The 23,356-nt window shown below is 59.9% G+C and carries 22 protein-coding genes; 11 read left to right on the forward strand and 11 right to left on the reverse strand.

Annotated features, from left to right (window positions below; translation table 11 throughout):
• Positions 1 to 80: 80 nt before the first annotated feature.
• The 4 genes from VXL81_RS09170 to VXL81_RS09185 all read right to left on the reverse strand — a co-directional run bounded on the left by VXL81_RS09170 (position 81) and on the right by VXL81_RS09185 (position 4,135).
• A complete protein-coding gene (locus tag VXL81_RS09170) occupies positions 81 to 1,229 on the reverse strand; it encodes a lytic murein transglycosylase (RefSeq protein WP_416553907.1) in 1,149 nt (382 codons plus the stop codon).
• A gap of 108 nt (positions 1,230 to 1,337) precedes the next feature.
• Positions 1,338 to 2,105 carry an ATP-dependent Clp protease proteolytic subunit gene (locus VXL81_RS09175; protein WP_416539551.1) on the reverse strand — a complete coding sequence of 256 codons (768 nt, stop codon included), beginning with the start codon at positions 2,103 to 2,105 and terminating at the stop codon, positions 1,338 to 1,340.
• Between the two features lie 46 nt (positions 2,106 to 2,151).
• Positions 2,152 to 3,522, reverse strand: coding sequence for a hypothetical protein (locus tag VXL81_RS09180; protein ID WP_416553909.1), 1,371 nt, complete (start codon positions 3,520 to 3,522; stop codon positions 2,152 to 2,154).
• Positions 3,523 to 3,637: 115 nt separating this feature from the next.
• Positions 3,638 to 4,135, reverse strand: coding sequence for an MgtC/SapB family protein (locus VXL81_RS09185; RefSeq protein ID WP_416553911.1), 498 nt, complete (start codon positions 4,133 to 4,135; stop codon positions 3,638 to 3,640).
• A gap of 216 nt (positions 4,136 to 4,351) precedes the next feature.
• On the opposite strand from VXL81_RS09185, the gene VXL81_RS09190 reads away from it, so the two are divergent.
• From VXL81_RS09190 to VXL81_RS09210, 5 genes are read left to right on the forward strand one after another with little or no spacing between them, the layout of a single operon-like run.
• On the forward strand, positions 4,352 to 5,227 hold the full coding sequence (locus VXL81_RS09190; protein WP_340547606.1) for an STAS domain-containing protein: 876 nt from the start codon (positions 4,352 to 4,354) through the stop codon (positions 5,225 to 5,227).
• A 1-nt stretch (position 5,228) separates the two neighbouring features.
• Positions 5,229 to 5,591, forward strand: coding sequence for an STAS domain-containing protein (locus tag VXL81_RS09195; protein ID WP_416535420.1), 363 nt, complete (start codon positions 5,229 to 5,231; stop codon positions 5,589 to 5,591).
• The gene (locus VXL81_RS09200; RefSeq protein ID WP_416539554.1) at positions 5,588 to 5,995 is read left to right on the forward strand and encodes an ATP-binding protein; all 408 of its coding nucleotides are present in this window, start codon (positions 5,588 to 5,590) and stop codon (positions 5,993 to 5,995) included. Before VXL81_RS09195 ends, VXL81_RS09200 begins: the two co-directional genes overlap by 4 nt.
• Positions 5,992 to 7,005: an ATP-binding protein gene (locus VXL81_RS09205; RefSeq protein WP_340547609.1), complete on the forward strand. Its 1,014-nt coding sequence runs from the start codon at positions 5,992 to 5,994 to the stop codon at positions 7,003 to 7,005. Before VXL81_RS09200 ends, VXL81_RS09205 begins: the two co-directional genes overlap by 4 nt.
• A 4-nt stretch (positions 7,006 to 7,009) precedes the next feature.
• Positions 7,010 to 8,173, forward strand: coding sequence for a sensor histidine kinase (locus VXL81_RS09210; RefSeq protein WP_416553913.1), 1,164 nt, complete (start codon positions 7,010 to 7,012; stop codon positions 8,171 to 8,173).
• Here the strand turns inward: VXL81_RS09210 and VXL81_RS09215 are convergent.
• Together VXL81_RS09215 and VXL81_RS09220 are read right to left on the reverse strand one after the other, a co-directional pair.
• Positions 8,165 to 9,292, reverse strand: coding sequence for an amidohydrolase (locus VXL81_RS09215; protein WP_416553915.1), 1,128 nt, complete (start codon positions 9,290 to 9,292; stop codon positions 8,165 to 8,167). The genes VXL81_RS09210 and VXL81_RS09215 overlap by 9 nt on opposite strands.
• Entirely contained in the window at positions 9,285 to 10,310 is a 1,026-nt protein-coding gene (locus VXL81_RS09220; protein WP_416553917.1) for a pyridoxal-phosphate dependent enzyme, read from the reverse strand. Before VXL81_RS09220 ends, VXL81_RS09215 begins: the two co-directional genes overlap by 8 nt.
• 84 nt (positions 10,311 to 10,394) lie before the next feature.
• On the opposite strand from VXL81_RS09220, the gene VXL81_RS09225 reads away from it, so the two are divergent.
• A complete protein-coding gene (locus tag VXL81_RS09225) occupies positions 10,395 to 10,868 on the forward strand; it encodes an Lrp/AsnC family transcriptional regulator (protein ID WP_340547613.1) in 474 nt (157 codons plus the stop codon).
• Positions 10,869 to 10,962: 94 nt separating this feature from the next.
• Positions 10,963 to 12,204, forward strand: a complete 1,242-nt coding sequence (locus VXL81_RS09230; RefSeq protein WP_416535425.1) for a lytic murein transglycosylase — start codon at positions 10,963 to 10,965, stop codon at positions 12,202 to 12,204.
• A gap of 6 nt (positions 12,205 to 12,210) precedes the next feature.
• Here VXL81_RS09230 and VXL81_RS09235 read toward each other — a convergent pair whose 3' ends face one another.
• On the reverse strand, positions 12,211 to 13,320 hold the full coding sequence (locus VXL81_RS09235; protein ID WP_416553919.1) for an NAD-dependent epimerase/dehydratase family protein: 1,110 nt from the start codon (positions 13,318 to 13,320) through the stop codon (positions 12,211 to 12,213).
• Between the two features lie 330 nt (positions 13,321 to 13,650).
• On the opposite strand from VXL81_RS09235, the gene paaZ reads away from it, so the two are divergent.
• Both paaZ and VXL81_RS09245 read left to right on the forward strand, forming a co-directional pair.
• Positions 13,651 to 15,774, forward strand: coding sequence for a phenylacetic acid degradation bifunctional protein PaaZ (paaZ, locus tag VXL81_RS09240; protein ID WP_416553921.1), 2,124 nt, complete (start codon positions 13,651 to 13,653; stop codon positions 15,772 to 15,774).
• A gap of 31 nt (positions 15,775 to 15,805) precedes the next feature.
• Positions 15,806 to 16,387: a flavoprotein gene (locus VXL81_RS09245; RefSeq protein ID WP_340547617.1), complete on the forward strand. Its 582-nt coding sequence runs from the start codon at positions 15,806 to 15,808 to the stop codon at positions 16,385 to 16,387.
• A gap of 59 nt (positions 16,388 to 16,446) precedes the next feature.
• Here the strand turns inward: VXL81_RS09245 and VXL81_RS09250 are convergent, their stop codons facing one another.
• The 4 genes from VXL81_RS09250 to VXL81_RS09265 form a co-directional block, all read right to left on the reverse strand.
• Complete coding sequence (locus tag VXL81_RS09250) at positions 16,447 to 16,887, reverse strand: hypothetical protein (protein ID WP_416553923.1); 441 nt, start codon at positions 16,885 to 16,887, stop codon at positions 16,447 to 16,449.
• A 6-nt stretch (positions 16,888 to 16,893) separates the two neighbouring features.
• Complete coding sequence (locus VXL81_RS09255) at positions 16,894 to 17,952, reverse strand: hypothetical protein (RefSeq protein WP_416553925.1); 1,059 nt, start codon at positions 17,950 to 17,952, stop codon at positions 16,894 to 16,896.
• A gap of 93 nt (positions 17,953 to 18,045) precedes the next feature.
• Entirely contained in the window at positions 18,046 to 19,239 is a 1,194-nt protein-coding gene (locus VXL81_RS09260) for a vanadium-dependent haloperoxidase (protein WP_416553927.1), read from the reverse strand.
• Between the two features lie 265 nt (positions 19,240 to 19,504).
• Positions 19,505 to 20,962, reverse strand: coding sequence for an SLC13 family permease (locus VXL81_RS09265; protein WP_416544964.1), 1,458 nt, complete (start codon positions 20,960 to 20,962; stop codon positions 19,505 to 19,507).
• Between the two features lie 90 nt (positions 20,963 to 21,052).
• Here VXL81_RS09265 and tsaA point away from each other — a divergent pair, with 90 nt between their 5' ends.
• Positions 21,053 to 21,718, forward strand: a complete 666-nt coding sequence (tsaA, locus tag VXL81_RS09270) for a tRNA (N6-threonylcarbamoyladenosine(37)-N6)-methyltransferase TrmO (protein WP_416553929.1) — start codon at positions 21,053 to 21,055, stop codon at positions 21,716 to 21,718.
• A 207-nt stretch (positions 21,719 to 21,925) separates the two neighbouring features.
• Positions 21,926 to 23,356 (forward strand): ABC transporter substrate-binding protein, encoded by a 1,431-nt coding sequence (locus VXL81_RS09275; RefSeq protein WP_416553931.1) that lies wholly within the window; start codon positions 21,926 to 21,928, stop codon positions 23,354 to 23,356.

The following is a 23,356-nucleotide window of genomic DNA, read 5'->3' on the forward strand; positions in this document are numbered from 1 at the left end:
CGGCTTCGGCGGTGCATCTACGTTCTGCCGCCGAAGCACATCCCGACTGGCTGCGCACATGCCTGCGAGCTGGCGATATCCTAACCCAAATCGCGCAGCAGTGCCTGGGATGGGGTGCCGTCCGCTGGCAGGCCGCGGCTGCGTTGGTAGGCACGAATGGCTTCTTCGCTGTTCGGTCCGATGACACCATCTGCACCGCCTGTGTCAAAGCCCTTTGCCGTGAGGCGCTTCTGCAGCTGGATGCGATCATCCTTGGTTAGACCATTGGCATCGGGCGGAAAGCTGCTGCGCAACGGCCCCGCACCGCCGATACGATCAGCGAGGTGGCCGACGCCAATCGCGTAGGCGTCAGAGTTGTTATAGCGCTTGATCGCGCGGAAGTTGCTGGTGACGGCAAATCTTGGACCGCCTGCCTGCGGCTGGATGATAGTGCCACTGGTTGGCGCAGAACCGACCACCTCCCGGCCCCAACGCTGACCCCGTATCCAGCCGTTGCGGGCCAGATAAGCCGCTGTTGAGGCCAGAGCATCGCTGGGGTCATCCGACCAGATGTCGCGGCGGCCGTCGCCGGTGAAATCGACGGCAAAGGCCTGATAGGATGTGGGAATGAACTGTGTATGCCCCATGGCACCAGCCCAGCTGCCGGTCATGCGGGCTGCCGAGATGTCACCATTCTGCAAGATTCTCAGGGCAGCGATCAGCTGTTTCTCAAAAAACGCTCCGCGCCGACCGTCGAATGCCAGAGTTGATGTTGCTGAGATGACCGGCACGTCGCCCCGGCGCTCTCCGAAGAAGCTCTCCAGACCCCAGATTGCGGCAATGATTTCGGCATCGACGCCATAGGTCTGCTCCAGCGCGTTGAGCGTATTGCGGTGGCGTGCATAGGCCGCGCGTCCTTTGCTCACCCGTTCGTCCGAGGCGGCAATCGAGAGATAGTCTTCGAGGCTGCGCTTGAACTCGGTCTGGTTGCGGTCGCGTTTGATGACACCTGGCAGATAGCCTGCGCTGCGAAAGGCGGTGCTGAGCGTGCTGTTGCTGATCCCTGAAGCCGCAGCGCGTTGGCGGAACTCTGCGACCCAGGCGTCGTAGGCTGCGTTTGGTACCGGGCGAAGATCGGCAGGCAGACCGCTGGCCCTGCCTGACGTCACGCTACTGGTCGTGCCACCGCTGCAAGCCCCGAGGCCAAGCGCCATCAGTCCAATTCCGAAACCGCGTCGTGAAATGCTCATCTGCCTGCCTGCTGGTTATTCATTTGGGACAACACTAGCGGATCATCGACGCCCTGCAAGGTTTCGACGGCGATAATTTGCCAGCCCACCCGCTGGAAAAAGGCATGCCTACCCTTGGCTTTCAGGCTCGCTCGCGAGCCGGTAGGTCGCTCGCTCGGCGGGGGTCAGCAGATAGATTTCATCCCATGGCGTCACCAGGGCATGGCGCATGATCAATGGATCCACCCCCATGTCCTGAAGGTACTCCATGACCTCGCCTTGGCCGCGCTGGATCTGCTCCACCGCGACAAACGCCGGGAGCACCGTGTTCTGCCCAAAATAATGCTGATGTACACCGATCATCGCATCCGGATCAGCATGTCGCGTGACACCTGCGGCCAGAATATAGGGGCAGGCCGAGAGGCATATGTCGCTGGCGGTCATCACGGTGGCGATCTCCCGCGCACGCAATGCGCGACCGATTTCAAGCGCGTCGTAAACTGACCCGCCGGGGCTGTTGAGGTACGTCTCTGTCGGGAGGCGTTCCAGAGCGTCGAGATAGGCAACGACCCGTGCGGCGTCGCCTTCGGCGATCCGCCCTGTAAGTGTCAATACCGGCTCACCCTCCCATTCTGGGGTTGCGATGTCCAATCGGTCCGGCATGTCCCGGGTGTCGGGTAGCGGTCTGCTGCCCGGCGCTGGGGCGCGATCCGGCAGTTGATCGGGCGTATACCGCCGGGTTTGATCGCCCGGACCAATCGGTGCTGTCAGGGCGGGTGCCGATGATGGCCACGCCAGCTGCGGGACGATCTTTGCGAGATCTGTGCCCAGCAATACGGCAGCGAACCCAAATTGCGCCGCCAGCACCCAGCGCAGCACACGCCAGGTTTCCGGCAACCGTCTGCGCCTTGTCGCTGCCAAGTCCTGCTGATGGTCTGCCCGGTCAGTCGGCACGGCGTTTATCGTCCAGATTGGCTATATCCGATGCTGAGCTGCCAGAGGTCACATCTGGGGTCGAAGTGGGGTGGGCAGGGGTGATTGATGCAGCCCGGTCGAGAGAGGTGTCGATATCGCGGATGGCTGCAACGGCGGCCCGCAACTCGGCCAGCGTCATGGTGTCTTCGGTTGCTGCGCCTTCGCGTCCGGCGCGGATAGCAGCCTGTGTGATGGCGATAATCAGAACCAGGACGGCCGGAAGCAGATCAATCGCGATGGCGCCGGCCCAGGAAGGCACAAAGTTCCCCGCATATAGGATAACCGCATCAGCTGCGGAGACCGGAGTATATGTGGTATCGCGCGGGGGCGTCATGCCCAATACGGCGGCAGCAGCCGCGCCCAGCCCGTCGGCGCGCTGCGCCAGCACACGTCGGACGCTGTCGATGGTGGCTTGCTGGCCCTGCCGCGTGGCGGCATCCGATCCGTCCAGCTCGGGGGTGACGACGCTATCGGAGAGATCCCGCGCCGCGCGCTGCACCAGAGGGGCAACCGATAGCTGTCGCAACTGGGTGATCACATTTGCCAGACGAACCGCTTCCTCGGAAAACTGCACCGACCGTTGCGCGACCGGCCCTTGTTCCACCGTCAGGGCGCGCATACGAGACAGGATCGCGTTGCCTTCATCAAAGGCGGATTCGACCAGCGGTTGCTGGCTGGTGATCTGGGTTTCTAGCGCTGCAAGCTCATCTGATTTCTGACGGAGCAACCGGAAGACCGCGCCCTGACCGACAAAACCGGACAATTGACCGGTTGCTTCCTGCTCGGACAGGTCGACGAAGGTCTGGCGCACCCGCGCGACGTCACGGGCAAGACTCTGGCCGCTCTGGGTGATTTCATCCGCACGTTCCAGGGCTGTCTGGTAGTCCTGAACAGTTACTGCCAGATGCTGTTCAACCGCGGCTGCACCGGCGAGCGCTGCGGCGTTGAGCCAGGACGACATGGCGATTATCGCGAGCGAACCGAGCGCCATTGACAGCACAAGGCCAATGCGGGCGGCCGCCGTGCGTACGGTTGGAACAAGCCGCATCATATAGGACCAGAACACGAAAATCCCGACCGAGACCGCAACCGAATAGGCGAGCGCCGCAATCACCGAGAACGCGCCGGTATCATCCAGCAACGAAGAAACCCCAAGATAGGTGTAGATCCCCGAGGCGACAGCCAGCACGCCAAGAGCGGTGCCGGTGATGCTGTCGAGCCAGCTGAGGTGATTTTCGAGATCGCGAGCATTTTGCGCGGCGCGTGCCTCGCTGCGGCTCAACCCGGAGGTATGGCCGCTTGTGCGGTCCGAGGGCTGACCGGGGTGCCGAGTGGTCATTCGCAGTGCTCCCTTTTGCTTGCTTCAAGATATGGTGCAGGGGAGAAGATGCAATTGCCGCTCGCGTCAGATCGGTGATTTGGTGCAGTATTTGCGCCAGCCCGGTCGGCGGCGGTCAGTTGTCGTCCCGCGAGTCATCCTTGGCATTGTCGAGATCTGGCCGGTGCTGTTGCGCCCAATCCACGATCGTCAGGATGAGAAACGACAGCACCGCAACCGCTGTGGCTTCGGCAAGGAAGCCAAAACCAACCGCAATCCCCACGACGCCGACAACCCATATTGCGGCACCGCTCCCTACACCGCGAAGTCTGCCCGCTTCTGTCGTAGACATAACGGCACCAGCACCAAGAAACCCGATGCCGCCGACGATACCCTGAATGGTTCGTGACGGATCAATGGCTGCGGTCCCCTCTTCAGCGGCTGCGGCGAGGTTAAGCGTCAGTATGGTCAAGGCACAGCAGCCCAGGCAGATCAGCATATAGGCTCGCGCGCCCAGAGGTTTGTGCTTTATCTCGCGGTCCAGTCCGACCAGCAGCCCCAGAGCGACGGCAAGACAACAGCGCAGAAGAAAGCTGTCGAAGGCGATCATAGCGGCTGTTTGCGGCGCGGACATGTTTTGCCTTTTTTGTGGAGCGACAGATCATCGGGTGTGTCGGGATATGATCATAGTCTTCTATCCTCACAGAAAAAAAGGAAAATTTCCACTGCCGTCTCAGTTATTGCAAAATATCTATGTTTACAGACCGGGGAAGGGAGCGCTATCAATCGACCAATCCAGCGGAGCTTCCGGGTCGTCAGATACCGGGTCCCCAGCCCAAACGAGGTAGAGATGACCGAAACCGCTACTGAAACTGTACTCACAATCTTGCAGCATGATTTTGAAGAGATTGTCAGCGCCTGGATCACGACCCAGAGCGATGAAGGTGTGCAGCGGACCGATCTATTCAGCCATAAAGAGGGGCGCGAGCAGACCAGTGGCCTGATGCGCGCGTTGATCTCGGGGATCGAAAACGGTGCGACCGGTGATCGATTTGATCTCTCCAGCGACGCCTGGGCAGAGCTGCGCAGCGTGCTGGTCGAAGTCACCCAGGAGCGCAGTTCACGGGGTGTGACGCCCAGTGATATGGCCTCCTTTGTGCTGGCGCTCAAAGCGCCGATTTTTTACCGGTTGAAAGATAAACTCGCCGATTTTCCCAGCCAGCTTGTCGAAGAAATCTGGTTCATCAGCCGGGTGATTGATGCCTTTGCGGTCTATTGCGCCGAAGTGTTCATCGCCGAGCGGGATCGTATCATCGAACAGCAGCGCGACCAGATGCAGGAGCTGTCCACGCCTGTGGTCGAACTATGGGACAAGGTGCTGACGCTGCCTTTGATCGGGACGATGGATTCAGCGCGCGCGCAGGAGGTGATGGAGAACCTGCTGGAAACCATTTTACGTCGTGAGGCGGAAGTGGTGATCGTTGATCTGACCGGCGTGCAGACCGTCGATACCCAGGTGGCTCAGCATATGCTGCGTATGGCAGCGGCTGTGCGGCTGATGGGCGCGCAATGTATTATCAGCGGCATCAGCCCGACCATTGCCCAGACGATGGTGCAGCTGGGCGTTGATGTCGGTGAAGTGACCACCCGCTCGACCATTCGCAACGGGTTGGCAGATGCGTTGGATCGGGTCGGCTACGCGATCGTCAAAAAGAAGGACCACTGACATGTCTGCGGCATCGGCCATCTACTTTGTCGAAGGTGTGCTGCTGGTGGCAATCCAGGAAGATATTTCGGATACCGATATTCTGGATCTGCAGGAAGCGCTCTCCGAACGTGTGGTGGCTGATGCGGCTCGGGCAGTTGTGATGGACATCAGCGCATTGGAGATTGTCGATACATTTGTTGGCCGTATTCTGGCGCAGCTGGCCGGTGTCTCCAAGCTGCTGGATGCGCAGACTTATGTCGTGGGTATGCGCCCGGCGGTCGCGATGACGCTGGTTGAGCTGGGTATGGATCTTTCTGAAAGCAAGACCGCGCTGAGCCTTACACATGCCCTGCGTGATCTGCGGGCGCAGAGCCGGGGATGATGCCCACAGATGGTGTTCTGGTTGGCGTATGTGCGCTGATTAGGGACCGTGACGTTATTCATGTGCGCCGAATGGCTGGCCGAGAGATGGAACGACGCGGTGCACGCGCGGGTCAGAAAACCCGATTTGTCACAGCGGTCAGCGAGATTGCAAGAAATGTTATCATGCACGGTGGCGGCGGCGAAGCGCGTATCTATATGCACAGTGACCCCACCGCAATCAGCGTGGTGTGTATCGACAATGGACCTGGTATCGCTGATCTGGACGCGGCGCTCAGGGACGGGTTCAGCACCGCAGGCAGTATGGGGCGCGGTCTTGGCGGTGCGCAGCGTTTGACTGATGTGTTCGACGTCGTGACCGAATATGGTAAAGGAACACGCGTGACAATGATGGCTCGCATATGACCCACTGGCTGCCCCTTGCCGATCCAAGCGATGTTTCGGTCTGTCGTCGCACGGCACGTCAGCTGGCGCAGACGGCCGGGTTTTCACGCGCCCGGATTGAGGAAATCGCAATTGTTGCCAGCGAGGCGGCGACCAATGTTTTGCGCTATGCCAAGCGCGGTCGCTGCCTGATGCAGGTCATGCCGGGGGTCGAGGGCCCGCGTCTGGCGCTGATCGTTGTCGATCAGGGGCCGGGGATCGACAGTCTGGAAAAGATGATGCGGGACGGTATCAGCAGCGAGGATTCGGCGGGGCTTGGTCTTGGCGCCATGCAGCGCCTGTCGGACCATTTCGATATCTATTCGACCCGCGACGAAGGCACGGTGGTCGCCTGTGAGTTCCGGCAGACACCCTATCGACCTGCCGCGATGGAGGTTGCGGGGCTTTTGGTGACGCATCCGGCGGAAACGCGCTGCGGGGACGGCTGGGATCTGGCCTGTGTACGTCACAATGCGCGGTCGGACGGGCGGCTGGATCTGATCCTCTGTGATGGTCTAGGCCATGGACATCGCGCTGCTGACGCCGCCGATGCCGTGGTGCATGGGTTTGCCCAGAGGCGAGGCCGGACCCCCGCGACAACGCTGACAGATATTTCAGATGAAATCGCCGCCACACGCGGGGCGGTTGCGGCCTGTGTCGCCGTGGCTGCGGACGGTCGGCGCATGTCCTACGCCGCCGTTGGAAATATCGCGACAATCCGCGCCCGACTGGGCGAAACCAAGCGATTTGCGACCCGTGACGGTCGTCTTGGTGCCGGTCCGGTTGCGCCGTTTTCGGACGAGATCGACCTGTTGCCCGGTGATACGGTTATCTTGCACAGTGACGGTCTTCTGACTTTACGAGACCTGCACGAAAAACCCGCTTTGCTGATGCGTTCAGCCTTGCTGATTGCGGGGAAACTTATGGCTGAGAACTTCCGTGGACGCGACGACGCGGGTCTGGCGGTCATCAAAATCGCGAAAGAGAGCTAACCTCGTGTCTACGGCATTGATAACGGTGAAAATCGACACGGAACAGGATGTTCTGAGGCTGCGATTTATTGCGATGGCGATTACCAAAGCGCTGCATTTCGGCACGTTTGCCCAAACGCGGGCGGTAACGGCCCTGCTTGAGGCTGCGCGCAACGCACAGCAGCATGCCAGCGGCGGGCGGGTTCGGCTCGGCCTGAGGGACGAAAGCAACAAGGTGGCGCTACGGGCCACCATCACGGATCAGGGGCCGGGGATAGAGGGACTTGATGATATCATGCGCGGACGGCGCGCCGCAGCAGCGTCAGCCCGGGCGGGTCTGGGGCTGGGGTTGCGCGGTCTGTCACGCCTCGCGGATCATCATTCGGTGCGCAGCAACCCGGAGGGTACGGAGATAGAGCTGCTGTTTCTCAGCCCGTTGAGAAGCAATGAGATGAGCGAGGCGACGCAGGCCGCGACAGAGGCCATCAGCAAGATACGCGGCGCAGATCCGACCGCAGAATTGGCGGAGCAGAACCGTATGTTGCTTGAGGCACTGACGGAGCGTGATCTCCTGATGAAGGAAGTGCATCACCGCACCGGCAACAATCTGGCCTTGATCGGTGCCCTTATCCGAATGAGTCGACGTGGGGCAGAGTCTGAGGAGACGATTTCTGTGCTGTCCGATCTGGAGGCACGTGTTCAATCCGTCATCCGGGTGCATGAGCAGTTGCAGCGCTCCGCGCGGGTCGATCACTTGCAGGCATTGCCTTTCCTGCGGGAGGTTGCGGCCAATGCCGAAGGGGCGTTCAACTCAGAGGTCCTTAAGGTGGCGGTCGCAGTTCGCGGCGATGACATCGAAATCCCGAGCTCGATGGCGATTGACCTGGGCCTTCTGGCGGGCGAGCTGCTGACAAATGCCTACAAGCACGCTTTTGTCGGGCGGGATCATGGGGAAATCCTGATCGAACTGACAGAGCAGGACGAGGCATTGCAGCTGGTGATTGCTGATGATGGGCATGGTTTGGCTGAGGGTGATGCCAGGCCCGAGCGGTCCGGGTCGCTCGGTTGGCGGATGATCCGCAGCATGGTTGGGAAATATGCGGGCACGACGGAGGTGGATGGCTCCAATGGCATGCGGGTTGTGTTTACCTTGCCGTTTGAGCCGAGCAATAGCAGCGGATTATCCTGAGCGGGCCAAGTCGCACCAATAGGAGACGCCCCCGTCGATGGCATCATCGTTGAAATCATACCCGGGATTGTGCAACGGCATGGCGTGAGGGCCCTCCGTGCCATTGCCCATCAGGACAAATGCCCCGGGCCGATGTTGCAGGAACGCGGCGAAATCCTCCGAAAACCCGACACGCCCGTAAGCGGGGTCAACGCTGCCGACCCGTCCAGCCGCAGCCACGGCACGCGCTGTGCCCTCCGGCTCATTGACCAGAGGCTGAAACGACGTGGAGTAGTCCACTTCGCAGACGGCCCCATGTGCCATGGAGATCCCATTGGCAATGGCCCGCATCCTCTCTTCGATCCTGGCAGAGACATCTGCCTCAAAACCACGACAATCCCCTGATATTACGACGTTACTCGCCAGAATATTACGCGCACCATCGGTTTCAAAATCCGTGACGGAGACAACGCAATGATCCCGGGCAGAAACGGAGCGCGAAGTAATGGTCTGAAGCTGGGTCACGATTGCGGCCCCGGTCACAATCGGATCAATCGCTTTTTCAGGCATCGAGGCGTGGCCGCCGCGCCCAGTAATCCTAATTTCAAAGTTATCTTCAAAGGCACAGAAAGGGCCGGCCTGGGTTGCGAACTGGCCGATTGGCAGCCCCGGCATATTGTGCAGTCCGTAGATCCGGCTGATGTCAAAGCGGTCGAACAGACCATCGGCAATCATCGCGGCCGCGCCTGTGCCGTTCTCCTCATCTGGTTGAAACAGAAAATGGACGGTGCGGTCGAATGTTGGGTCAGCTGCAAGGCGAAGGGCAGCGCCCAGGAGCATCGTGCTATGCCCGTCATGACCGCAGCCATGAAATCGCCCGGGCGTTCGCGAGCGATAGGAGAGGTTCGTGGCTTCCTCAATCGGGAGCGCATCCATATCAGCACGCAGAGCAATCCCCGTGTTGTCCCCGCCGCGTCGGAGCGTGGCGACAACCCCCGTCCCGCCGATCCCGCGGGTGACCTGCAATCCTGCCGTTTCCAGCACCTTCGCAATCGCATCGGAGGTGCGGTTCAGGTCAAACCCGGTCTCCGGGTGCATATGGAGATCGCGACGAAAGGCGACAAGATCCAGATCAGGCATCTTCGACCCTGCCTTCTGATAGGATCACCAATGGGCGCATCTCAGGGTATGTGCCAACCTTGATGTCATGCAAAAGGGCGGTTAGGCCTGCTGTTCCCGACGGGGTGCTGGGGATTCCGAGGTCTGCGGCGGCATCAACGCCGCTGAGAGCGGCCCTATCGGAAATAGTGGAATAGCGATCAGCGGTCTTTGACAGAATCTCATAGGCAAGCATTGAGGGTGTCTTGCAGTCGAGCCGCCCCATATTGGAGACCGGACCCTCAACCGTCACCATCTCGCCCGCCCGCGCGCTATGCTGAAGACAGGGCGCGGCATCCGGCTCAACAACGATGATTTCAGGCTGAACTTCCCAGTTTGCACGGATCATATAAGCTATAGCACCGGCCAGACCGCCGACGCCGGCCTGCAAATAGACATGGGTCGGCCATTGACCAGAGCGCGCAAAACTGTCGCGCATTTCCTGTGCAATGACCGTATAGCCCTCCATTACCAGTCGGGGTGGCTCGGTGTAGCCGGGCCAGGAACCATCTGCGAGATGAACTGCGCCACTTTCTGCGGCATCCTTGATAGCCGCTGCAATGCTCTCTTCGTAGGTGGCGCCGGAGCGTATCACCTCAGACCCTTTTGCTCGGAGCCGCTGCACGAAATCCTCAGGTACAGTCTCGGCCAGGTGGATCCGGCATTTAGCGCCAAAAAGACGTGCCCCGGCGGCGACGGCCATGCCATGGTTCCCGGCACTGGCGCAGACGAAGGTGACCCCTGAAGCAGCGGCCCGCCCGAGATCACTGGCCAGATCCGCCGCTGTCAGACCGGTTTCGCGTATCAGCAGCTGGGCTACCGCATAGACACCGCCCATCGCCTTGAAGGCCCCAAGACCCATTCTGTTGGTTTCATCCTTGATCCACACCTGCTGACCGTCGACCTCGTGCTGGACAAGCGGCGAGGCGCGATAGGCCGGGCAGGCGGTCAGCATCTGCTGGGGCTGGGCGGGGTCGAGCGTGACATTGATCTTGTTCATGGGGCCAGTCTAGGAAAGGTTGTTGCTGTATTCCGATCAAATTTGGGTACATTACGAGAAATTCTTGCATCATGAGGGGCAAGTATGGGGGAAAGACTCGACAAGGCTGATGTGACCCTGCTGACACTCCTGCAGCGCAATACACGGCTTGGGCTGGAATCACTTGCGGTTCAGGCAGGGTTGTCTGCGGCCTCGGTTCAGCGGCGGCTGAAATCACTGCGCGAGCGCAGGGTGATCACCGGTGAGATCGCGCTTGTCGATCCAGCCAAGGTTGGTATGCCCATGACATTTGTGGTGATGGTCGAGCTGGAGCGTGAGCGCCTCGATCAGATCGACGCGTTCACCCGCCGGGCCGGATCCGAACCGATGGTCCAGCAGTGCTACTATCTGACCGGCGAAGCGGACTTCTGTTTGATTTGCACCGCATCTGATATGGAGGCCTTTGAAGAACTGACCAAACGATTGTTTTTCGAAGACTCAAATGTGCGACGGTTCCGGACCTCGGTTGTAATGGGGCGCAAGAAAGTCAGCCTTGAAGTTCCGGTCTCCGCCGGATGAAATGACCACTGGCGGCTGCGGGCGTCTGACGAGTTCCGACGGCAATAGGGCAGCCTGTTGCGCGTTCATTTTGCGATTGGCGGGAGGGTTGAGTGTGGTGGCTCGTTTACTGTGTTTTCTGTTTTGTTGCGTGCTCCCCTTGGGGGCCGCATCGGCTCTGGATCGTGCAGAGGTTGAGGGCCAGTTTCAGCGCTGGCTGCTGCAGGAGATATGGCCCGAGGCACAGGCTGCCGACGTTCGACGGACGACCTTCGATACTGCGTTTTCCGGGGTTAAACTAAACTGGGATCTGCCGGATCTGGTCCCGCCGGGCACTAAGGCCAACCCTCCTCGTCGTCAGCGCCAGGCGGAATTTGGCGCGCCGGGGCGCTACTTCAATCGCGGCTCTGTTGACGGTGCGACGTCGGTCGGACGCCGGATGGCGAAGCGACATGCAGCTGCCCTGCAACAGACCGAACGCCGTACCGGAGTACCGGGGCGGATTATTCTGGCGATCTGGGGGCGCGAGAGCGGCTATGGTCAGGTGAAGATCCCTCACAATGTGTTTGAGGTGTTGGGCACCAAGGGCTTCATGAGCCGCCGCGCTCCCTATTTTCGCCAGGAATTGATTGCAGCCCTGCAGATCGCCGAGGCCGGTCATGCGCCGGGCAATGTGATGAAGAGCAGCTGGGCTGGCGCATTGGGCCAGCCTCAGTTCATGCCTTCCAGTTTTCTCAAGTTTGCCGAAGACGGCGACGGCGATGGTCGTGCTGATATTTGGCGTTCCGAGGCAGATACAATTGCGTCTATCGGTGGTTATCTGGCGCGCCATGGCTGGGACAAATCGCGAGACTGGGGGTTTGAGGTTTCCCTGCCGGATGCGGTTTCATGTGCCCTAGAAGGCCCGGATCAGGGGCAAACCATCCGTGACTGGGAAGAGCTGGGTGTCCGGCGCAGTTCTGGACGGCCGTTTCCGCAGCATGAACAAGACGGCGTTGCCTATCTGATGCTGCCCGCTGGGCGGAATGGTCCCGCGTTTCTGGTCACCCCGAACTTTTATGTGCTGAAAGACTACAACAAGAGCGACCTCTATGCGCTTTTTGTGGGGCATGTCGGTGACCGCATTCAGTTTGGCGTCGGAGATTTCCAAGGTCAATGGGGACAGGTCGACAACATGTTGCGATCTGACGTCGCGGCGATGCAGCGCGGGCTGGAGCGACTTGGCCATGACGTCGGCGGCGCCGACGGGCTCGCGGGGTTCAAGACCCGTCGTTCGATCGGCCGCTGGCAAGAGGCGGCTGGGCGGCGGGCCACATGTTTCCCGACCTCAGCGATGCGGTCTGATCTGGCCCGGTGATAGCCGCTACCGGTTGGTAGCCCCTGTCGGATGCGCGCCGGCGGTAACCTTGCCGAAGTCTGGATGGTCATGACGATCCAACCAGTGAAAGAAGCTGGCGATCATAGCTGCCAACCCGTGCCGTGGCACTGCAAGACTGTCGCGTCTGGTGAAGTCAAACTGCGTCGGCGGCACGGGATTTGTCCCCTTGGGGACAGCGGTTGGCAAGGCACCTACTGGAACAAATTTGGCGATTTCGCTGTAGATTTCGGTCCATTGCCAACTTCTGGCGACTGCGAAATAACGTCCCTCGGACCCCGGTTTTTGCAGGGCGGCCAGACAGAGCGCCGCCAGATCGGAGGGATGGATCAGCGACATGGACCCCTTTGGCGTCTGATGATGCCAAGGATGCGCCCCGACCGCCATCTCACGGAGGCGCCCCAGAATATGCCCTTGATCATGGCAGGGCAGAACACCGGGTCCGACGATCATCCCTGACAGCAAGATGATCAGACGCAGATCCCGGTCCTGTGCAAGGCGCGCCGCCGCAACTTCCATTGCCGTTTTCTGTGCGGCGATGAATTTCCGCTGCTGGATTTGAAGCTCGAAATCGGAGTGGTGTCGCAGTTCATTTTTGATCCGGGGCGCGTTCTCTGGCTCGGCGGATGCCGTGCTCGACAGTAGGACGATATCGGAAATACCGCTCAGATGTGCTGCTTCGATCAGATTGTGACAGGCTGATTGTGCGGGTATTACGCAATGCTCCAGGCCCGTTTCCCGATCCAGGTCACCCGCAGCAGTCCCATCAGGCGCCTTGCGGATGGAGGGCAGGCAGGCGATCACCAATGCGTCGGCACCATCAAGCGCGGGGGCAAAACTCTCAGGATCAGCAGAATTTGCTGAGACTAGTCGGAGCCGCTCCTTGGCACCGGGCAGGGCCATCAGGTGAATGGTTTTTGAGCTGTCCGTCGCATCTCGCAGTGTACCGGTCACGCGCCAACCGAGTGCAAGGGCTGCGCGGGTAATATGCGCGCCTGCAAGACCGGAGGCGCCTGCGACACAAATATGCCGGGGACCTGTCGGCCTGCTGGGGATGGTTGTCTCCTGCGTGTATCGAGAGGCTTCGGTTCCGGTCATTGCGTGTTCCCTCGGATGAATAGGTAGATTATGGCGGCGCTTGTTTAAGCCTGCGCAGGCTGGCAGCGGGCGGTCGAAATTGCACATCGAAAATCCTGAGGCTTCCCCTCGGCGCGTTTTGGAACCCCGTTGATCAAGTCGGCTGCCCAGGTCTGCCTCAGAAATCCTGAGGCGCTGTTTTCGAACTTTCGATTGGATGTGGCACCGGCTTTGGCTGAGACCTTAGGACGGAATGACCGGACTTTCCTGATGCAGATCGGATGAGCCATGTGGCGTCCTGCTGTCAGGTAGCCGGAAACTCCCGCGATGCAGCAGCAAGAGGGCTTTGACTTGACAGATCATGTAGAACGACCCCGTTTTCTTCAAAGTCTGGTTGCGGATAATTGGGAGCATCGCCCGGGTGAGACACTGAGCCTTGCCAATGCCGCGACCGATCGACCGAATGCGATCCTGTCCTTCAGTGCTGATGACGGGCGAGAGGCGGTCGACTATGCACGTGCGATTGGCGGGCCGGCGCTGCGCGCCATGGGATTCCACGATCGCGCGCAACGGCTGCGGTCTCTAGCACGGGTTCTGAACGACAGCCGCGCAGGGCTATATCGTGAGAGCCTGACGATCGGCGCGACGCGGCACGATTGCCTGCTGGACGTCGACGCTGGCATTGCGCGTCTTGCGGCGCTGGCAGGTCAGGCGCTGAAATCCCTGCCCAATGCCCCTGTGCTGCATCTTGAAGATGCTATCGGACCGGCCGACGCAACCGGTCGACAACAGATATTGGCCCCGCTTGCTGGCGTTGCCGTGCATATCACCGCGTTGGATAGCCCGGTATCGGGGCTGCTGGAGCAGATCGCGCCCGCGCTGATCGCCGGTGTGCCCTGCATCATCTGCCCTGATCCCGCCACCGCCTGTGTGAGCGAACGTCTGGTAAAACTGATCCATGAGAGCCAAACGCTGCCAACCGGCGCAGTGCAGTTGCTCTATTGTCCGCCCCTCGGGGTGTTGGAGTATCTGGCCGCAGGTGATGCGGTCAGCTTTGCCGGAGGGCGCGACGTCGCCCGGAAGTTGCGACAGCAGCCAGGGATTGCCGCAGGTCTGGTACGCTTTCAATCCTGTGAGACAGGTCTGTCTGCGGCGATTCTAGGCAGTGATGTCGCACCCGGGAGCCCGGAATTTGAGTTCTTCCTCCGCGAGATCCGCAGCGAATTGATCCTGCGGGCGGGTCAACGGCGTCACGCGGTGCGTCGCATTCTGCTGCCGCGCTACCGCGAGGATGAAGTGGTGGAGCGTTTGGTCGAAACCCTATCCGAGATCGTTATTGGACAGCCGGATGACCCCGCTACGCAGATGGGCCCATTGGTGTCGCGGGCGCATCTGGAGACGGCTCAGAACGCGCTTGCCGAGCTGCGCCGCGCCGCCGATGTGGTATCCGGGCCTATCCTCGCGGCGACACCGGAAGGGGGGGCATTTCTCGCACCAGTGCTGCTGCATTGTCGCCAGCCTGCCCAGTCCTCTGTCATCCACGAGACCTTTGTGCAGGGGTCGGTTGCAACCGTGATGGCCTATGACAGCCTATGTGATGCGATTGCTCTGGCCAATCTGGCGCCCTGTTCGCGGTTCTCGACCGTCTTTACCAATGACAGTCCGCTGGCGCAGGAGGCTGCCGCCTGTCTGACCTCCGCAGAAGGCCAGGTCAGAATTTGCGGCAGCGAAATGGCGCGTCAGGCATTGGAGCTGTCAACCGATCCAACCGTTCCGCGTCTCTTTTCCGCTACGCATCACAGTCAGGTCTGCGGTTCCGAGGATATTCGCCGCGCAGTTGCGGCCTATATGATGCGGACAGAAATTCACGCACCGCCGCAGTTGCTGACGGCGTTGACGGGGCGTTGGGTCGAGGGCGCTGAAACCAGACGCAATGGTCACCCGTTCCGCAAGTCACTGGAAACATTGCGCATCGGCGACCAGCTAATCACCGAGACAAGAAAGATCACCGAACAGGATGTTGAGCAGTTTGCCCATTTTACCGGTGATGTCTTCTACGCTCATATGGACCGGGAGGCCGCGCGTGCGCATCCGTTTTTTGACGACCGTGTGGCGCATGGCCAGCTGGTCGTTTCCTTTGCGAATGGGCTGCTTGTCGATCCGGCACCGGGCCCGGTCTTGGCCAATATTGGTTCCGACAACCTGCGCTTTCATGCGCCGGTATATTTTGGCGACTGCCTGCATGTTCGCGTGACCTGCAAGGAGATCACGCCGCGTGCCTCTGCGCCTTTTGGCGATGTGCGATGGGATTGCTGTGTGCTGAATGCCTGCGGTGCGGTCGTGGCGCGCTTTGATCTGCTGACGCTGGTGATGAAGACCTGGCCGCCTGTTCCGCAGGAGAGGACCGGCATTGCGGCTGTGGCTGTTGTCACATCGGATAGGCCAGAGGCGTCTGTCACACAGCCCGCTGAATAGTCAGACATTCAACTGAGATAGGATATTTTCGATGACGAACACCGAGATCGACACCCCGTCACGCCCGCGCATTCTGATTGGCGTTACCGGCTCTCTGGATGCCACAATGCTGCCGCTCTATCTGCGAGCAATCAAAAATGAGATCGACTGTGAACTGACCGCGCTGTTCACTCCGACAGCGACGAAATTTGTAAACATGGACGCGGTTGCACTGTTCCTTGATCGGGTGATCAGTGGCGATAACCCGAAGGACTGGCCGACAGACAAGCCGGGGCGTATTGTAGCGGATCATGACATTCTCGCCATCCTGCCGACTACAGCGAACACGCTTTCGGCGATTGCGCACGGGTCCTCGCAGAACCGGCTGACCACCGTTGTCCTTGCGGCGACTTTCCCGGTTCTGCTCTTTCCTGTGATGGGTGGCCCCATGTGGGAAAAACCCGCGGTCCGCCGGAACGTGATGCAATTGCGCGAGGACGGTTATGAGGTTTTTGAGCCGGTATGGCGCGAGAACTACGATCCCTTGCTAAAGATCCAGCATGGGCATCATTCGCTCCCTGATCCGGAGCAGGTGGTGCAGATTCTGCAAAGCCGTTTGCCTTCGGCGGGTTAGCCCGCAGCATGTAATCTGAGGTGATACGGTGCAGCACCTGCTGCGCCGTTTGGTGCCTGTCAGGGAGCTTTGATCAACAGCGTTTTGACAAACATGCCTCCCCCCGGTCGCCCCAGAACGCGATGGTCCTGCGCCCGCAGCGAGACGGTGATCACATGCGTCCCGCTTGGCAGATGCCCGATTACGATATGAGGCTGGTAGGCGGTTACGATCTTCTCAGCGCCCAGATGGACATGGGCATGGCCGCGGGCCAAAGCCTTGGCCTCGCTGAAGCAAAGATCGGTAAACACGAAATTCTCAACCTCGATTTTCAGATGCCAGCCATCGACTGGCGTGTAGCTCGCTGTAACATCAAGCTCGGGTAGCGGGTGATCGTCTGGCAGGGTGGCGAAGAGTGCTGCCGGCAGCTCGTCGATCATCGCCACAAGAGGCAGACCGGCGCAAATGGCAATCAGCGGGGCCGAGGCGAGCATGCTGACGCTGAAGACGAATTTCAACATCTATTCTCATACCGTCTGAGGTGCACCAAGGCGAGGCGGCCGTCTCAATAGGTCGACAGGCGCCCCACCGTGCAGCAGGAAAAACAGGAAGACGCCGTAAAGATTGCCGTGCAGCAGCGGAGATTCTGCCAGGCTGACGGCAAAGAAGGTGAAGGCGAACAGAAGGAATACTGCGATTGGCCGGATGAGCTGCCCCAGCGCCAACAGCACACCGGCGACCAGCTCGATTGCCATCATGATCAGCGCGACAAACGGCAGCGGCAGTCCAAAGAACCACATGTTGCCGTGCTCGAGTATGGCGATCAGCAGCGTCGGTTGAAGGAATTTCACTAGGATGGCAATGGTTGCAAAAGTTCCGCCCATGGTGACTTGAACCAGACACCAGACCAAACCGGGGGCATTGGGCAGAAGTGCAGGGAAACCTGGCGGCAAGTAATAATCGACGCTAAGTGACCCGCCGCCAAAATGCAGCAGCAACAGCGCGGGGGCGGCGAAATGGAAGCCGTAGTAGGCGATGAAATCGAGCGAGAAGAGGAGACTGCCAAGGGCGACAAGACATAAGATGCCGAAGGCGGCGAACCGTGTGCCGAGACCGAGCACCAGAAAGACCGATGAAATCAGTGCAGGCAGGGCCAGCCAGTCCCAACCTGGGATCAGAGCCAACTGCATATCTGGCACGAAGAGCGTTGGCGTGCTCCACATCTCGGTTCCGTGGCGCGGCAAACCTCCAAGCGCGTTCAGACCGACCGTCGTTCCCAGTCCGATCCGCAGACATAAGGTCCCCCAAGCGGCGCTGCATTTCTGCAGGGGCTTACAGATGCGGTCCTCCCATGGGCGCAGGATTTGTCCGGCAAGGACCATCCCAAAGATGGCGGTTGCGGCAAGACACGCAAAGCCGATCAGCAGGATCGGACTGCGAAACAGGTCCGGTACCGTCGCTTGAGAAAGCGAGAGAACTTCGTCAGGCGTAAGCAGCCAGGGTTCATGGGCGATGGCTGGATCGCCGATCAGGACCAGCCCAAGGCTCAAGAAAGCGGCCATCTGTGCAGAATTAGGCTGCGCCATGGTCTGGCTCCTTGGCTGGATAAGTGCGGTGACCGGATCAAGCACCGCGGCCGTAGCCCCGCAGCAGGCAGATTACTTGCTGCGGGGGAGGGATTATTGCGACAATTTGGTTGAGAGGATACCGGCGCAATCGGCACCGCCCCCGCCGCTCACGGCCTGTGCGGAGGCTACGGGTGACAGAAACTCAGCGCTGATATAGCTGCCGATCTGATAACCCAGCATGTCGCCGACCGTGTTGGAGCGTCGATAATGAACCCCTCCGATGACCCGCGATTCTGCTTCTTCCTCCGCAAATTGGGCAAAGGTTTGATAGCTGCGGCTATAGCCATCCTTGCCTTCAAAGCTAAAGGTGAACTCATCGGCGCCGAATACCGCTTCCATCACCTGCTGCGCAGCGCTGCCACTGGTGCAATGCTGACAGGGGTATTCCGGGTGCATCGGCGCCGCCACCAGCGGCGTCCAGCCGTCCATGGTGTCGAGCTGCGGATGATCGTACCCGTTGCCAACCGCGGCCAGCGCGGTTTCCGGCCGCCAGAACTGGTAGGTGTATTTGGCATCGAACCCGGCAACCAGAGCGTCGGTCAATGCGATATTCAACAGCGCCAGGGTTCGCGCTTCCTCCACCAGTGGCAGGGCGCATGCGCGGCTGCTGTCACGGGCGATCTGGTTCCAGGCGCCTGATCCAGACCCGGCGTGAAGCTTCGCGATTGCGATAAGATCAGGATCGGTTTGCGAGGTGGAGCCGCCGAGTTGCGCGACTTCTGCCAGATCACGCTGGAATTGCATGCTGTCGAGCTGTGGCGGTGGCGGGACATCAAACTGCTTTGCGGAGGTGAGTGCAAAGGGCTGCATATGTCGAATTTTCGGAGCAACCATCGGACGTTCGGAGGTAGGCTGATAGATGCCATTTTCGCCTGGTCCGGGGGTGAAGTCGTTTGCGAAATCAGCGCCGTCGGCGGCGCGTTTGTCCAACACCGCCTGCGCAGCTGCGGTACCGAGCCGGATCCCCGCTGCGCGGGCGGTTGAATCTGTCACCTCGGCGAGGACAGTCTCCGCCGCCATTGCCAGATCTGCTGCGCGCTCGGGCATCAGCTGCTGCATTACGGTCAGGGCCGCTTGCGTTACCGCTGCGCGTCTGTCCGCAGTCGGATCCTGCGCACCGTCGTAGGCATAGGCATGGTATGCGCCATCAACGGCGTTTGCAGCGTCAAACATGGCGGCATGCAGCAGCGCCAGCGTGCGCTGGCGCTGCGCGCCGGGCCATTTTTCCTCAACGACGAAACGCATCGCGGTTTCTTGCCAATCGGCAGCCAGCTCAGCCTGCGCCGGTCCGCTAACAGAGAAAAGAGCGGCTGTTGCCAAACTTGCGATAGAGGCATGAGAGAGCAACTGGTGGCGCCAAGGGGTCAGGGTCAACATCGGAGTACCTCGTCCGTGATAAGTGCAGCTATAGGTAGAAATGCTTTGGCCGCTCGTACAAATCGAAAGTCCCGAAGGCGCCCCTCAGGTTTTCTTCTGGGGGCGCCTTCTACGCGGTCAGGTGGCCAGCAACTCAGAGCATGCCCAATAGGTGCCACCACAGAAGATCCAGCGGGGCAAGCAGCAGAAGGCTGATGAAGAACAGGCTGAGACAAAGACGGATTATTGCTTTGGCTGGAAGGTTTCCGGCCTGAATGGCAGCGACCAGCGGCGGCGCCTGAAAGGGTAGGAAGACATTTGAGAAAGCCACAACCTGCGTCATCAGAACGGTTTCCAACGGCAGGCCGGTTGCTTCTGACAGCTCACCGGCGAGCGGAGTCATTACGGCCGGGACACCGGGCAGATTGGTAATCATCGCGACCAGTGTCGACAGCCCGATCAGGATAGATGTGTTCCAGACCGGCCAATCCGCGGCAAAGGCAACCGTTCCAGTGACCGCACCAACCACGGCTTCGCCCAGACCCGCCGACGAAATGACGGCGCCCAGCCCCATGATGCCGGCGACAAACAGTAAGGCCCCATAGCTCAGATCGGTGTTGATGCACCCCTTGCGTGTGAGATTTGCACCAGGCAGCAGGCAGATCAGTGCAGCTGCCATACCCACCCATGCGGGTGACACCATATGGATCTGGTCCGTGAGCCACAGCAACAGGCAAAGCGCCAGTACCAGGCTCAGCGCCCGCTCCTGCCGGCTGAATGGTTCAGATGTGGTTGTCGGCGCGACGCTATGGGGCGGTATCCGGTCGGGGAACATCATCAGCGCAAGCCCGACCAAGACTGCCGATTTCACAACGCCAAGCACCGGAAAATGCAGCAGGAGATAATCGAAATAGGAGATATTGAGTCCGTAAATGGTTTCCGCCATCCCGACGAGGATCATGTTCGGAGCATTTGCAGGCAGGATGGTGAAGGCCGGAGCAAAGGTGCCGAATGTAGCAACCGCCAGCATCCCGGTCCGGCCATTTGATGCCGGACCAAAACCGACGCGCTCAGCCAAGGCGGAGATTATCGGAAGAAGGATCATGATCCGCCCAATCGAGGATGGCATGACAAAGGCCAGCGCGACCGAGAAGACGACAATGCCACTCAGCAGGCCGCCATAGCTGCGCAGGGGCAACAGGGCCAGCACGCTGGCGGCCCGCTTGTCGAGGGCCGTGTGCTTGATCGCGGCACCGAGGACCAGGCCACTGAAGAGCAACCAGAACGTAGAAGAGTGAAAGCCCGAGAATATCGTCTCAGGTGCAGCAACTCCCAATACGACGGCGACGAGAAAGAACGCCAGAGCGGTCCAATATTCAGGGACGAGGCCAGTCGCCCACAAACCGATTGCGCTCACCGCGAGTGCCGCGACGATGGCCAGGTCCGGGGCGAGGTGGACCCAGGTCGCGAGCGCCGCGAGTCCGGCACAGGCGAAGATCAGCAGCAATGTCCACAGTGATCGCCCCGTACGAAGCAGCTGCGGTAGCGTGTGGCTTGTCGGCGGCATTGGCGGTGTGGATTTCGGGGCTGCGGGGTGGCTTTGATCGGTCATGCGTCTGAGGGTCCTATGGTCGCTTATCAGGACACGATATGCCGCCGGATCAGGGTGCGAAGCCAATCGTTTTATCGGAGACGGGGTCTCATGAATTCCAAAGGCTCCGCTGACCTCAAGGTTCCACAACAACTAGAGCGTGCCCTCAGAAAAATGGAGGTCACGCATCCGGTCTTTCGATTTTACGATGCCCGGACTGCGTCATATCAGAAAGAAACCGTTCGACGGTGGCCCGCCCAGACCTGTGCTTTCAGGTCCGCCAGCCCTTTCCCTCCCCAAGACCGATTGCGAGACGCCATGACTGATGTGATGCAATTACTGACTGTGCCATCCGACACGTTTCAAATCAGACCGATCGGTGTGATCCGCACTGGATTTGCAGAGGTCAAAGAATGCCCGATGTCAGGACGTCGCAACCCGGCAACCAGCCGGATTGAAGTGGCGCCCGAGTATCAGGCTGCATTGCATAACATCGAGCTCGCCTCTCATCTTTGGGTTCTCTACTGGCTGCATAAGTCCGACCGCAGCGCTTTGGTACGCCAGGCGCGAGGCAGTCAGGTCGCAAGGGGGATCTTTGCCAGCCGCGCGCCAAACCGGCCAAATCCCATTGGATTGAGCGCGGTGCAACTGCTGGATCAGTCCGATGGCTTGCTGACGATCAGCGGACTGGACTGCATCGACGGAACCCCGGTTATCGACCTGAAACCTGTTGTTCCCGAAGAAGATGCCCGCCCAGACGCGACCATCGGCTGGTAGCGCGTCTCCTGCGAGTGTTTCGGTAACGAATAAAGTGATGCCATGTTTTCAGTCTACCGAATTGTACGCCATCGTTGCCCTGCTCGTATTGCCGCGATCGGGCTCGCGCTCGCATGTTGGTCTACACTTGTCGCGGGAGAGCTGAAGGCCACGGAGCCGGAGCGGCTTGGGCACCTGGTCATCACTGACAGTAAAGGTGATCGCGGTATGCTGGCGCCTTATGTTCATCGAAAAAATGGCATCGGCTATCTCTATACCAGCTACATCTTCGATACGCTGATCGGGCAAGACACGGACGGAAATCCGGCTCCGGGCCTCGCCAGAGCCTGGAGCCGATCCGAAGATGGATTAAGCTATCATTTCGACCTCCAGCGGGACGCGGCATGGCACGATGGCACCACGGTCACAGCTGAGGATGTTGCGTTTACTTTCCGCTATATGGCTGAACATCCTTATATATTTGGATCGGTCAAATCCGTTGACCGGGTCGACGTTAGCGGACCGCACGACCTGAGGGTGCACGTCAAACGCGCAGAATACGGTCTGATTGAGGGCCTGTTTTCCGCAGTGCCGATCCTGCCCAAGCATATCTATGAAGGCGTCGCGGATCCTTTCCGATTTGCAGCGCCAGAGGCTGCGATCGGAAGCGGCCCCTATCGCCTGACAGGTTATGACAAGGCGCAGGGGCGTTACCTGCTTGAGACGACCGGAGAGCATCCTCTTGGTAAGCCCCGGTTTTCGCAGATCCGGATCGTCCGAATGGGGCCAGATGCCGCGCTGCAGGCGATGGGTGCCGGTGAAGTTGACGTGATCTCATACCTGCCTCCCGAGAGGGTCGCCGAGGCGACAACTGCTGGCTTCCATGTCGCAACAGCCCCCAGCCATCATGTGCTGCGGCTGGGTTTCAATCATCGCGGCCGGTTTGTATCCAAGGACCTGCGTCAGGCGATTGCCTATGCGCTTGACCGTAACGCGCTGCTCGCCATCGCATATCCGGGCGGCGCGGAACTTGCTGATACGGGATACTTCCAATCCGGCTCCAGGTGGCACAGCGATGATACCACCGCTGCCTACACCTATGATCCGGCTCTGGCCCGCAAGATGCTGACGGCGGCGGGATGGATCCGGAACGGTGCAGGCAGGTGGCTGGCTCAGGGGGATGAAATTCGCCTGCGACTGATCACTGATGGGCGCGAGGTGAAACCGGCCAGAGTGATTGCCGAACAGCTGGAAGCTTTTGGGTTTTCAGTCGATTTGCGGGTTATGGAGGTTGCCTCTTTGCACAGCCTCGTTGCTGACGGGGACTATGACCTGACGGTGTTCTCGTCCAGTACGCTGGGAGATCCCGGCAATATCAAGCGCCGCGTCTTTGGTCGGGGCTGGAACAGCGACCGCTTTGCGGCGGATCCTGAAATGGCGGCATTGATCAAGGCGCAAGCCGTAGCACAGAGTCAGGATGAACGCCGCAAAGTGCTGGCCAAGTTCCAGCAACTCTACGCCGATAATCTTCCCTCTTACATGCTGGTGAACCCGCTGATGGCAACTGTTTTTAATGACAAACTGTCTGCGCCATTCATGCCCGGCGGTGTGGCAATCGGGATTCCGTCGGCTTTGCATAAGTCCATATTCCTGGAGTGA

The sequence above is a fragment of the Phaeobacter sp. JH204B genome (assembly GCF_048055755.1).
Lineage (GTDB): Bacteria > Pseudomonadota > Alphaproteobacteria > Rhodobacterales > Rhodobacteraceae > Phaeobacter > Phaeobacter bryozoorum.